This window comes from Kocuria sp. SL71 (assembly GCF_026672465.1).
Classification (GTDB): Bacteria; Actinomycetota; Actinomycetes; order Actinomycetales; family Micrococcaceae; genus Kocuria; species Kocuria palustris.
Genome location: NZ_JAPPRE010000001.1, coordinates 1,316,306 through 1,327,678 on the forward strand (window position 1 = coordinate 1,316,306; position 11,373 = coordinate 1,327,678).

General features: G+C 70.5%; 11 protein-coding genes. 4 read left to right on the forward strand and 7 right to left on the reverse strand.

Going from position 1 to position 11,373, the window contains the following annotated elements; genetic code table 11:
* Nucleotides 1-100 precede the first annotated feature (100 nt).
* The 4 genes from OVA15_RS05865 (at nt 101) to OVA15_RS05880 (ending at nt 4,355) form a co-directional block, all read left to right on the forward strand.
* Complete coding sequence (locus tag OVA15_RS05865; RefSeq protein ID WP_251714727.1) at nt 101-808, forward strand: FadR/GntR family transcriptional regulator; 708 nt, start codon at nt 101-103, stop codon at nt 806-808.
* On the forward strand, nt 805-1,575 hold the full coding sequence (locus OVA15_RS05870) for a creatininase family protein (protein WP_268143720.1): 771 nt from the start codon (nt 805-807) through the stop codon (nt 1,573-1,575). Before OVA15_RS05865 ends, OVA15_RS05870 begins: the two co-directional genes overlap by 4 nt.
* Before the next feature lie 202 nt (nt 1,576-1,777).
* The gene (locus OVA15_RS05875) at nt 1,778-2,800 is read left to right on the forward strand and encodes an alpha/beta hydrolase family esterase (protein WP_259870355.1); all 1,023 of its coding nucleotides are present in this window, start codon (nt 1,778-1,780) and stop codon (nt 2,798-2,800) included.
* A gap of 7 nt (nt 2,801-2,807) precedes the next feature.
* Nucleotides 2,808-4,355: an AbgT family transporter gene (locus tag OVA15_RS05880; protein ID WP_268143723.1), complete on the forward strand. Its 1,548-nt coding sequence runs from the start codon at nt 2,808-2,810 to the stop codon at nt 4,353-4,355.
* 89 nt (nt 4,356-4,444) lie between these two features.
* Here OVA15_RS05880 and OVA15_RS05885 read toward each other — a convergent pair whose 3' ends face one another.
* From OVA15_RS05885 to rpmI, 7 genes are all read right to left on the reverse strand, one after another.
* Nucleotides 4,445-5,182, reverse strand: coding sequence for a hypothetical protein (locus OVA15_RS05885; protein WP_268143725.1), 738 nt, complete (start codon nt 5,180-5,182; stop codon nt 4,445-4,447).
* A 73-nt stretch (nt 5,183-5,255) separates the two neighbouring features.
* Entirely contained in the window at nt 5,256-7,856 is a 2,601-nt protein-coding gene (gene pheT, locus OVA15_RS05890; RefSeq protein ID WP_268143726.1) for a phenylalanine--tRNA ligase subunit beta, read from the reverse strand.
* A gap of 1 nt (nt 7,857) precedes the next feature.
* Entirely contained in the window at nt 7,858-8,991 is a 1,134-nt protein-coding gene (gene pheS / locus OVA15_RS05895; RefSeq protein ID WP_058872308.1) for a phenylalanine--tRNA ligase subunit alpha, read from the reverse strand.
* Nucleotides 8,992-9,134: 143 nt separating this feature from the next.
* Nucleotides 9,135-9,644 carry an NUDIX domain-containing protein gene (locus OVA15_RS05900; RefSeq protein WP_268143729.1) on the reverse strand — a complete coding sequence of 170 codons (510 nt, stop codon included), beginning with the start codon at nt 9,642-9,644 and terminating at the stop codon, nt 9,135-9,137.
* Nucleotides 9,641-10,585, reverse strand: a complete 945-nt coding sequence (locus tag OVA15_RS05905) for a TrmH family RNA methyltransferase (RefSeq protein ID WP_268143731.1) — start codon at nt 10,583-10,585, stop codon at nt 9,641-9,643. Before OVA15_RS05905 ends, OVA15_RS05900 begins: the two co-directional genes overlap by 4 nt.
* A 13-nt stretch (nt 10,586-10,598) precedes the next feature.
* On the reverse strand, nt 10,599-10,988 hold the full coding sequence (gene rplT, locus OVA15_RS05910; RefSeq protein WP_006214523.1) for a 50S ribosomal protein L20: 390 nt from the start codon (nt 10,986-10,988) through the stop codon (nt 10,599-10,601).
* 113 nt (nt 10,989-11,101) lie between these two features.
* On the reverse strand, nt 11,102-11,296 hold the full coding sequence (gene rpmI, locus OVA15_RS05915) for a 50S ribosomal protein L35 (RefSeq protein ID WP_006214522.1): 195 nt from the start codon (nt 11,294-11,296) through the stop codon (nt 11,102-11,104).
* Nucleotides 11,297-11,373 lie beyond the last annotated feature (77 nt).

Here is an 11,373-nt window from a genome sequence, read left to right on the forward strand (position 1 = left end):
GGCCCCTGCCGCTGTCATCTGCGGCTGCGACGTTCCGCTACGGATCGTCAATGCGGAAGGTGACTTGCCTCACCTGACGGAAAGTGATTTAGTCACTTTCATGCCGCACACCACATCCCTCTCCGAGCGCCTGGCGCAGTCGATCGTCGAGCACATCCATGCCTCGCAGTTGCAGCCCGGCGACTCCCTTGAGCCCTCCCGATCCCTCGCCGAGCGCTTCGAGGTCACCACACCGACGATCCGGGAGGCTCTCCGGCGCCTGGAGGCCGCCCGCGTGGTCGAGATGCGCCACGGCAGCGGCGTCTACGTCGCCGATGGCCTGACCCGCTCGGTCATGAGCAACCCCCACCAGCCGCCGATCACCCTGCGCAGCATCCTCGAGCTGGCCGATGCCCGACTATCGCTCGAGCCGCCCATCGCCGCCCGCGCTGCCGAGCACCGCACCCGCGAGGGTCTGAGCCTGCTGACCCAGTCGGCCTCCAATGCTCTCGTGGATCCGCCGCGAAGGGCCCGCCCCGCCCTGCACTTCCATACCCAGCTGGCTGCCTGCACGGGCAATCCGCTGCTCGAGCAAACCATCGAAGCGCTGTTGTCGCAGCGCATGGGCGAGCAGATGGAGATCCGCCTGCGCTTCGATGATCGCGAGCGCGACTATGCCGAGCACCTCGAGATCCTCGAGGCCGTGCGCTCGCGCGACGCCGATCGCGCCGCCGAGCTGACGCGCGCTCATCTGCAGGGCATTCGCGATGCCATCGCCACCTCGGCCCCTGCGGATCCCCAGGATGCTGACGGAGGCGAGCAGCGATGAGCCCCGCAGCCACCCGCCTGGCGGAGATGACCTCCGCCGAGGCCACAGCCAGCGCGCGGGCCGGCCGGATCGTCGTGCTGCCCGTGGGAGCCCTCGAGCAGCATGGTCCGGCCATGCCGCTGGGAACCGATACCTATCGCGCCGACGCCGTGGCCGAGCGTGTGGTCAGCAGGCTTCCGGACGACGCCGTGCTGGGCCCCACGCTGCCGATCGGCGTCTCTCCCCACCATCTCGGGTTCCCCGGCACGGTCAGCCTCACTACGCGGACCTTCACGGCGCTGGTCCGCGAGATCGCAGTGGGTCTGCACCGTCAGGGCTTCCACCGGATCCTGGTCGTGACCGGGCACGGCGGGAACAACGCCAGCCTCACCACGATCGCCCAGGACCTGCTGGCATCCGATCCCGATCTGGAGTTCGCCTGGACCCCGCTGACCAGTGTGGCCGCGGACATCGTGCGCTCCGCCGGAGTGAGCGCGGTGCACGGGCACTGCGGTGAGGCCGAGACCGCCCAGATGCTCGAGGTGGCACCCGACCTGGTGCGCCGCGATCTGCTCGAGCCTGGCCCCACGCGTCCCGAGGATCTCGACCCCCTCAGCGCCCTGGCCCGCAGCGTCTCCCATCCCACCCTGACCCGCTCCTGGGACGACTTGACGCCCAACGGCGTGCTTGGCGACCCCCGGCAGGCTACCGAGCAGGTCGGCGCCGAGCTGATCGAGACCATCACCGAGAGGATCTGCGACTTCCTGGGCCGCTGGGCTCAGCTCTGACGAACCTCACGCTCCCTTTCCCCTGACCCACAGCAGCATCCGCAGGACATAAGGACGGGCCGTCGTCGCGGCCCCGCCCGCGATCCTGTGCACCCTCATGCGCCCGAACAGGCCCCTCCAGAGCCTTCCGCCGACCGCGTACGCCGACATCGCAGCCGTCTGCTTCGTCCTCTCAGCCCCATCAGCGAACAGGAGTTCCCTCATGTCCGGATCGCCCAGGATCGCCGCACGCGTCGCCGCCCTCGTGCTGCTGATCGGCATGTCCATGGCTCCCAGTGCCAGCGCGACGGGCTCGATCGACGTGCTCGACCCCCAGGACCCCCGACCCCAGCAGCCCCACGCTCAGGGCGACATACCCGGATCCTCCGCCGGATGCGCGAAGGGCCGGAGGGCCCCCTCCGAGCAGGAGACTGCCGCGGGCTCCCAGCCGGGCTCTGTTCGCAGCGGAGGGCTCGAGCGCACCTACATCCAGCACCTGCCTGAGGGCTACAGCGCCCAGAAGACCTGGCCCGTGGTCCTCGTCTTCCACGGCCGAGGCAGCACAGCCGCCGAGACCCAGGAGTTCTCGGGACTGGACCGCCTGCCGGCCGTCGTCGTCTACGCCGACGGCGTCCCCGGAAGCCTCGAGGATCCACGCCAGGCTTGGGAGGGAGCCCCCTATTCGGCTGAAGGAGTCGATGACCTGGCCTTCGTAGACGACCTGCTCGATCAACTCGAGGGAGATCTGTGTCTGGACACCTCACGGGTCTACGCGACCGGGAAGTCCAACGGCGCGGGCTTCGTCGGAATCCTGGCCTGCGAGCGCTCGCAGCGGATCACGGGCATCGCTCCAGTGGCCGGGGCCTTCTACGCGACCGGCCATCGGGAGTGCTCACCGTCTCGTCCGGTGCCCGTGGTCGAGATGCACGGCACGGCTGACGCAACCATCCCCTACGACGGCGATCCGGCCCGAGGACTCCCGTCGATCCCCGGCTGGACGGCCGCCTGGGCCGAGCGCAATGGCTGCCGCGGCGCCGTCACGACGAGCTCCCCCGCCGCGGACATCGAGATCGACAGGCACCGAGGCTGCCACCGCGGAGCAGAAGTCACGCACGTGCGGGTGCAGGGAGGCGGCCATACCTGGCCAGGAGCCGACGCCTACTCGGGCGGAGGTGCCACGACCCACAGCGTCGAAGCCACCGACCTGCTCTGGAACACCCTGAATCACTACCGACTGCCGAGGTGAATCCATCATGACCACTGCCAATCTCTCCGAGCGACAGCGCGACGGCGACAAGCTGCCCCGCGTGCTGCGCATCCTGGGCGTCATCGAGCGAATCGGCAACGCCCTGCCCCATCCGTTCTGGCTGTTCTGGATCCTGGCCGCGATCTTGGCTGTCATCAGCGCGATCATGTCCGCGTCGGGCGTCTCGGTGATCTCCCCCAGCGACGGCGAAGAGGTCGTCGTTCGCAATCTGCTGAGCGTCGAAGGCCTGTCCATGGCGCTGTCCACGGCCATCGGCAACTTCGCCGAATTCGGCCCGATGGCGACGATCGTCGTGGTCATGATGGGTGTTGCCGTGGCAGAGGGCACCGGGTTCCTGAACGGCCTGATGCGGGTCACGATCTCCCGGGTCCCTGCCTTCCTGGTCGTCTTCGCAGTTGCCTTCACGGGCACGATGTCCCACGTGGCAAGCGCCGCTGCTTACGCCATCCTGGTCCCGCTGGGGGCCGTGGCATTCCGCGCTGTCGGTCGATCCCCGATCCTGGGCATCGTCGTCGCCTACACCTCGATCGCCTCCGGCTACGATGCCAGCCCCATCCCGACTCCGAATGACGTGATCTTCGCAGGGATCACGACCGAGGCAGCCCAGATCATCGACCCGGAGGCCTACGTCTCCCCGCTGAGCAACTGGTTCTTCAACATCGCCTCGAGCTTGCTTCTAGCACTTGTGATCACACTCGTGACCAATCTCGTGCTGGCCCGCCGGCCAGACCTCGATCCGGATCCGGAAGCCGACGTGGACGAGACCTCGCTGCGCCTGAGCGGCAGGGAGACCAAGGCCATGATCATCGCAGTCCTGGCAGTGATCTCTGTGCTGATCGTGACGACCATTCTGCTTCTGCCTGCCAGCTCCCCGCTGCGCGGCGAGGGCGGGTCCTTGACGGACTCGCCGTTCCTGGATGGGATCGGCGTTCTGGTTGGTATGCTCTTCGCCCTGGCAGGCATGGTCTACGGCTGGCTCAGCGGCGAGATCACTGCGTGGGAAGACGTGCCGGCGATGATGACCTCGGGCGTGAAACAGATCGCCCCGGTCCTGGTCCTGTTCTTCGCGATCGCACAGTTCTTGGCCTACTTCGAGTGGTCATACATCGGCGACGTGATCGCGGTGGAGTCCGCTGCTCTGCTCGACTCCACCGGCATCCCCATCCCTGTCGTCTTCCTGCTGGTGCTGGGGCTGCTGTCCGTGGTGAACATCCTGATCACCAGCGGCTCGGCGATGTGGTCCATCACTGCCCCGGTGCTCGTGCCGATGCTCATGCTCGTGGAAGTCCCAGCGGAGACCACGCAGGCTCTGTTCCGAATCGCGGACTCGGGCTCAACGGCCGTGACACCCATGAGTCCCTACTTCGTCCTGGCCCTGGGGTTCCTGCAGCAGTACCGGCGATCAGCCGGGATCGGGACCCTGGCCTCCTATACATTGCCACTGGCGGTGTGCATGACCCTCTCCTGGACGCTGCTGTTCCTCGCCTGGTGGATGCTCGGGCTTCCCCTGGGGCCAGGTGCGCCCGTGCGCTGAGCCGACCTGCTCGCGACTGCGGGGCCGCACCCGACATCTGTCGTGGGTGCGGCCCCGCAGCTTCATGTTCGAAAGGCGCAGACCCTGATTCAGCGCAGGCTGCGCCGCCGCAGGATGACCCCGCCGGCGATGCCCAGACCCAGCACCAGCACCGAGGCCGCAGCCAACAGTCCGCCCCGGGTCTTCTGGGCGGACACGGTCTGATCCGTGACGCCGCCGCCGAGCGAGCCTGCCTCCGCGGTGGACAGGACCTGAAGCTCCCCGTCCTGCACGCCGAGCAGGACGTCGACCTCCTGGTCGAAGTCGTCCACGGAGGCGCCGCGGCCCTCGCCGCGGACCTCGACGGCCTCCCCAGGCTCCGGGGTGTAGAGGTCCTGCAGGCCGTTGTCGAAGCGCTGAGCCGAGATCTCCTCGTCGTCCGGCAGCGTGATCGCGTACTTGGGGTTGAAGGACTCCGAGTGCAGATCGTGCGTCATGTCGGTGTAGGTGCCGGTCACCGCGTAGGTCGAATTGGCCCAGCCCTGCAGCTGCCCCGCGCGCTGGAACGCCGAGTAGGAGGCGATCGCCAGCACCAGCGCCAAGATGATGCCCAGCACGACTGCGATCACGGGCAGCCAGGTGGCACGGGCCTCGACGGCCTCCTCGCGCTCGCCCGCACCGAGATCCTCGAGCGGATCTCCTTCGGGGTCGCCGTCCGTGCCCCCGCGCAGGGAGAAGGCGTCGCGGAACGCCGTGGACGCGCCATCGCCGCGACGGCCGTTCTCCTGCAGCCGACGGCTGCCTTCGGCTTCCCCGGCGGAGGCCCCGGGGGTGTTCTCAGTGCTCATGTGCTTCTCCTCCCCCGCAGGCGGGGGCCTGGCGAAGGGTGGTCATCGGTTGCTGGATGGTCTCCCGGGCTGCTCAGCCGCGCAGGACGGCGCCGTGTCTCGACGCGGCGAGTTCGACCGCCGCCGTGCGAGCCTCGGAGGCCTCTTCGGCCGTCAGCGTGCGATCGGGCGCCCGGAACCGCATGGCCAGGGCCACCGACTTCTTCCCGGTCTCGATGTGCTCGCCCTGGTAGACGTCGAAGACGCGGACGTCCTCGACGAGCTCGCCCGCGCCCTCGCGGATCGTGACCATCAGCTCGGCAGCCGGCACAGCGGCATCCACCACGAGCGCGACGTCCTGCGTGGCCGGGGTCTGGACGCTCAACGGCTCGGCGGCGATCGCGCCGTCGCGGGCGGCCAGGATCGCCGACAGCTCCAGCTCCATGGCGCTCGTGCGCTCGGGCAGGCCCTGCTGAGCGACCAGCTGCGGGTGCAGCTCGCCGGCTGTGCCCACGAGGCCCCCGGAGGGAAGGCGCAGCACCGCCGTGCGCCCAGGGTGGAAGGCCTGATGGCGGCCCTGCTCCACGCTCAGGCGCACGCCCAGGACGTCGCCGACCAGACGCGCGATCTCGAGGGCGTCCCGCCAGCCCAGCGCTCGCGGGTCGGACCCCGGGGCCGCCGGGGCATCGTCGCCGGCGAAGACGGCTGCGATATGCAGGGGCTGCTCCGGGATCCCGCCTCGCAGATCCGCCAGGACCTGCTCGGACGGACGCTGACCGACCGGAGGGATGGATCCGGTGCCCAGCTGGGCGCCGGGGCGGAAGACGAGTCCCGACTCGAAGAGCTGCAGATCGCGGAACCCGCGCGAGCGGTTGCGATGCAGGATCTCCAGCAGGCCGGGGATCAGCGAAGCGCGCAGCACGCCGCGGGACTCGGCGATGGGATTGGCCAGGCGCACCGAGTCGACCTCGGTCCCGGGCTCGGGCGAGGCCCACAGCTGGTTGTCGGCCGGCGTGGTGAACGGGTAGGCGAGCACCTCGGTCAGGCCGGCGGCGGCCAGGGCGCTCAGCACGCGCCGGCGACCGGCCTGCTCGGCGCTCAGACCCCGTCCCGGAGGCGCGACGGGAAGCCGCGACGGGATCTTGTCGTAGCCGTCCAGGCGCGCGATCTCCTCCGCCAGGTCCTCGGGCTCGCGCAGATCGGGCCGCCACGACGGGGGCGTGACCAGCCAGCCGTCCTGCCCGGCGGCGCTGGGCTCCTCCTCGACCTCGACGGCCGGGCTCAGCGTCTCGAGCGTGCAGCCGATCTCGGTGAGCAGGGACTCCACGCGCTCTGCCGAGTAGTCCACGCCCACGCGCCGGGCGGGATAGCCCGCGTCCAGGCGGATGGTGACGGGCGCCTCCGCCTCCTCGACGCGGACGTCGCCGACCTCGGGTCCGGCGGTGCCGCCGGCGAGCTCGACGAGCAGCTGGACGGCGCGCTCGGCGGCGGCGGCCTGCAGCTGCGGGTCCACGCCGCGCTCGAAGCGCCGGGAGGCCTCGGAGGACAGGCGGTGGCGGCGCGCGGTGCGCGCGACCGACACGGGATCGAAGTGCGCAGCCTCGACCAGCACGTCGGTCGTGGAATCGCCGACCTCGGCGAACTCGCCGCCCATGGTCCCGGCCAGCCCGATGGGGCCGGTGGCGTCGGTGATCAGCAGGTCCTCGGGATCCAGCGCGCGCTGCTTGCCGTCCAGCGTGGTCAGCTGCTCGCCCTGACGGGCGCGGCGCACGGTGATCTGCTCGGCGACCCGAGACAGGTCGTAGAAGTGCAGCGGCTGGCCGAGCTCGAGCATCACGTAGTTCGAGATGTCCACGGGCAGGCTGATCGAGCGCATGCCCGCCAGGCGCAGACGGGTCGACATCCACACCGGAGTGGGCCGGGACGGGTCGATGCCGCGCACCACGCGGGTCGCGAAGCGCGTGCAGCCCTGCTCGCCGCGGATCGGCGCCTCGTCGGCCAGCACGACGGGGAACGCGTCTTCCGTCGGCGCGGGTGCAGCCTCGGACAGGGCGAGCGCCGGGTCCTCGAACGCAGCGCCGACGGCGTGGCAGTACTCGCGGGCCACACCGCGCATGGACAGGGCGTAGCCGCGGTCCGGGGTGACGTTGATGTCGGCGGCGGACTCGTCGAGCTGCAGCACCTCGCGCACATCCGTGCCCAGCTCGGGGTCCAGGCCGAGATCGCCGAGCACCAGGATGCCGTCGTGATCCTCGCCGATGCCCAGCTCGCGCGCCGAGGCGATCATCCCCGCCGAGGTGTGGCCGTAGGTCTTGCGCGGGCTGATCCGGAAGTCGCCGGGCAGCACGGCACCGGGCAGGGTCACGACGACCTTGTCGCCGACCTCGAAGTTGTGCGCGCCGCAGACGATGCCCTGCACGCCGGAGGGCTCGATGCCCTCGCCGGTCAGGGTCTGCTGCTGGCCCTCCGGGACCACGCGCACGGAGCACCAGTTCACCGTCTTGCCGTTGGAGTGCTCCTCGGGCTCGCGGGACAGGACCTGCCCCACGACGATGGGCCCGGTGAGCTCATCGCCGGGGCGGAGGACCTCCTCCTCCTCGAAGCCGACGGAGACCATGGTCTCCAGCAGCTGCTCGGCGGTGGCTTCCTCGGGCAGCGGCGCGAACTCGCGCAGCCAGGACAGCGGAACCCGCATCTCAGACCTCCATTCCGAAGTGCTGGCTGAATCGGATATCGCCCTCGACCATGTCGTGCATGTCGGGGACCCCGTTGCGGAACATCAGCGTGCGCTCGATGCCCATGCCGAAGGCGAAGCCCGAGTAGACCTCGGGGTCCACGCCGGCTGCGCGCAGGACGTTGGGGTGGACCATGCCGCAGCCGCCCCACTCGATCCAGCGCGGACCGCCCTGGGCCTGCGGGTGCCACACGTCCATCTCGGCGGAGGGCTCGGTGAACGGGAAGTAGTTGGGCCGCAGCCGGATCCGGGCATCGGGGCCGAAGATCTGGCGCGCGAAGTGCTCGAGCGTGCCCTTGAGATCGGCCATGGTCAGGCCCTTGTCGACGGCGAGGCCCTCTACCTGGTGGAACACGGGCGTGTGGGTCGCATCGAGCTCGTCGGTGCGGAAGACCCGCCCCGGGGCCACAACGTAGACCGGCAGCTCACGGCTCAGCAGGGTGCGCATCTGGACCGGGGAGGTGTGGGTGCGCAGGACCAGGTGGGCCTCGGGCGGGTCCACGAAGAACGTGTCCTGCAGCTCGCGGGCGGGGTGGTCCGGCTTGAAGTTCAGGGAGTCGAAGTTGAACCACTCGGACTCGACCTCGGGGCCCTCGGCGACCTCCCAGCCCATGCCCACGAAGATGTCCTGCGCGGTCTCCATCATGGCGCTGATGGGGTGGCGCCCGCCCAGCCGGCGACGGCTGCTCGCGGCGGTGACGTCCACGGACTCCTCGACCAGGATGCGCTCGGCGCGCTCGGCCTCCAGCACCCCGGTGCGCGCTGACAGCGCCTTGTTCACCCGGCCGCGGGCCTGGCCCATGAGCTTGCCCGCGGCGGCCTTCTGGGACTTCTCGAGCGAGCCGATGCGCCGGTTGGCCAGGGCTAGCGGCGAGCGATCGCCGGCGTGGGCCAGGCGCACCGCCTTGAGCTCATCGAGATCCGCGGCGGCCTGGACAGCGTCCAGGGCCTCCTCCACGGCGCGGCCGACGGCCTGCTCATCCGTGGGATCGAACTCCGCGACGGTCGGGGTCTCGGCCTGACCGGTCGGGGTCTCGGCCTGGGCGGCGGCAGAGGGCGCCTGCTGAGGCCCGCCCTCCGGTGTGCTCTCAGACATGTGCGACAGGTGCCTTCGCTCTCGGGTTCGGTTCATCGGCCCGGCGCCAGAACGCGGGCGGTCCAAGTCTAGTCCCCGCAAGGCCCTCGTCCGGCCCCGGCACAGTGCCTGTGGGCGACTCGCATGGGTCGCCGGCCGCCTGCTCAGCCGGACAGGTGACGTCGGATGCCGTCCAGGATCGGCAGGTCCGCGGGGATCCACGGCAGGGCCTCGGCCTCCTGGAGGCCCTCGATCGGCTCCGGGCCGATGCGCACCCAGCGCAGCTCGAGATGATCCGCGCCCTCGGGCTGACGGCCCGTGCCCAGGGCGTCGGCGTCCGCTTCCTGCTCCTCCGCGGCTCCGACGACGACGGCCGTCCACACGCGCATGGCGGCCGACTCGCTGAGCGGCCATCCCTGCCGATGAGGTCCGGGGACCTCCTCGAGCAGGCGGATCCGCACACCCAGCTCCTCCCGGCACTCCCGGTGCAGCGCCTCCTGGACCGTCTCCCCCGGCTCCTGCTTGCCTCCGGGCAGCTCCCACAGCCCGCGCAGGGACTCCGGATAGGCACGCTGGGCCGCGATCAGCCGCTGGGGCCGGTGCGGGTCGTCCAGCAGCGCGGCGGCCACGACCTGGGTGCGGAACGTGCGCTCGTCGTCGTGCCGCAGGCTCATGCGGCGCCCTCGGCGGTGCGGCGCTGAGCGCGGGCGGAGGCGTAGAGGCACAGGGTGGCCGCCGTCCCCACGTTGAGCGACTCGGCGGCCCCGTGCAGCGGCACCGCCACGCGGTGGGAGGCCAGGGCCTTCTCCTGCTCGGACAGCCCCTGCGCCTCATTGCCGAAGAGCCATGCCGTGGGGCGCGCCAGCTCGACAGCCGCCTCCCGGCCAGCTGCCGAAGCATCCTGCAGCTCATCCAGATCCAGGGCGCCGTAGCCGTCCGCGGCCAGCACCTGCAGCTCACCGCCTGCGGCATCGCTCACGGGGCGGCCGACCAGCTCGGCCGGATCCAGGCCGGTGAGCACGGGCAGATGGAACAGGGAGCCGGCGGTCGAGCGCACCACCTTGGGGTTGTGCAGGTCCACCGATCCGGCGGTGAGCACCACGGCATCGGCGCCGGCGGCATCAGCGGCGCGCAGCACGGTCCCGGCATTGCCGGGGTCCTGCACGCGGCACATGACCGCCACCAGGCGGGGCCGACGCTCGGCGACCTGCGCCCAGGTCAGCTCGGGGATCCGGCACACCGCGAGCACGCCCTGCGGGTGCTCGGCATCCGACATGGCCGCAAGGACCTCGTCGGAGACCATGCGCACGAAGACCCGCGGGGAGCCCTCGGCCTGGAGCACGCGCTCGACGAGCTGATCGATGTCCGGGTGGCGCTGCAGCGCGCGCTCGGTGATGTAGAGGGCGTCGATCACCCCGTCCCGAGGTGCAGGCACGAGGGACTCGAACTCCCCCAGGTGCGCGCGCAGGGCCTCGCGGACGCACTGCGGGCCCTCGGCGAGGAATCGACCGGCCCTGGAACGCGCAGAGCGCCTCGCCAGTCCCGCGACCGATCGCACCCGGTCGGAACCGGGATTGATCAGCGCGGAGTCGGCGAGGCGCTGCGCGATGCTCACGCTCGAAGCGGGATCAGGCCGCGTCGGAGCGCGGAGCGGAGGTGTCCGCGGGCAGGTTCTTCTTGGCGATCTCGACGAGCGCGTTGAACGCGGGGGCGTCGTTGACGGCCAGCTCGGCCAGCATGCGGCGGTCGACCTCGACCTCAGCGGCCTTCAGGCCCTGGATGAAGCGGTTGTAGGTCAGGCCCTGAGCGCGAGCGGCGGCGTTGATGCGCTGGATCCACAGCCGGCGGAAGTCGCCCTTGCGGGTGCGGCGGTGATCGTAGTTGTAGGTGTACGAGTGGAGGACCTGCTCCTTGGCCTTGCGGTACAGGCGCGAGCGCTGTCCGCGGTAGCCGGAGGCCATCTCCAGGGTCGTACGACGCTTCTTGTGGGCGTTGAGCGCCCTCTTCACACGTGCCACGTGTGTGCTCCTTCGGTGCGGGAGCGACTCGTCCCGGTCCTGGCCGGGGGTCGCTCGGTGTTCAGGGGTGCTGCGGCGAGACCGTCAGCGGATGTTCTGCGAGGTGCTTCGGCTCAGCGGCCGAGCATCTTCTTCACGACCTTGGCATCGCCCGGGGCCACGATCTTGTCGCCGGCGAGGCGGCGGGTCAGGCGCGAGGACTTGTGCTCGAGGTAGTGGCGGCGGTTGGCCTGCTGGCGCTTGACCTTGCCCGAACCCGTGATCTTGAAGCGCTTCTTGGCACCCGAGTGGGTCTTCATCTTCGGCATGGTGGGCCGTCTCCTTGCTGTCGGTCTCACCGCTGTCGCGGTGCGCCGCCTCTGGGGCGGCCTGGTCTGGGTCATCG

What these genes read in the sequence shown, in the direction of transcription:
- OVA15_RS05870 (WP_268143720.1), top strand. Translation starts at nt 805, where the DNA reads ATGAGCCCCGCAGCCACCCGCCTGGCGGAGATGACCTCCGCCGAGGCC.
- OVA15_RS05865 (WP_251714727.1), top strand. Translation starts at nt 101, where the DNA reads ATGCCGCACACCACATCCCTCTCCGAGCGCCTGGCGCAGTCGATCGTC.
- pheS (WP_058872308.1), bottom strand. Translation starts at nt 8,991, where the DNA reads ATGTCTGAGAGCACACCGGAGGGCGGGCCTCAGCAGGCGCCCTCTGCC.
- OVA15_RS05880 (WP_268143723.1), top strand. Translation starts at nt 2,808, where the DNA reads ATGACCACTGCCAATCTCTCCGAGCGACAGCGCGACGGCGACAAGCTG.
- OVA15_RS05885 (WP_268143725.1), bottom strand. Translation starts at nt 5,182, where the DNA reads ATGAGCACTGAGAACACCCCCGGGGCCTCCGCCGGGGAAGCCGAAGGC.
- rpmI (WP_006214522.1), bottom strand. Translation starts at nt 11,296, where the DNA reads ATGCCGAAGATGAAGACCCACTCGGGTGCCAAGAAGCGCTTCAAGATC.
- pheT (WP_268143726.1), bottom strand. Translation starts at nt 7,856, where the DNA reads ATGCGGGTTCCGCTGTCCTGGCTGCGCGAGTTCGCGCCGCTGCCCGAG.
- OVA15_RS05900 (WP_268143729.1), bottom strand. Translation starts at nt 9,644, where the DNA reads ATGAGCCTGCGGCACGACGACGAGCGCACGTTCCGCACCCAGGTCGTG.
- OVA15_RS05875 (WP_259870355.1), top strand. Translation starts at nt 1,778, where the DNA reads ATGTCCGGATCGCCCAGGATCGCCGCACGCGTCGCCGCCCTCGTGCTG.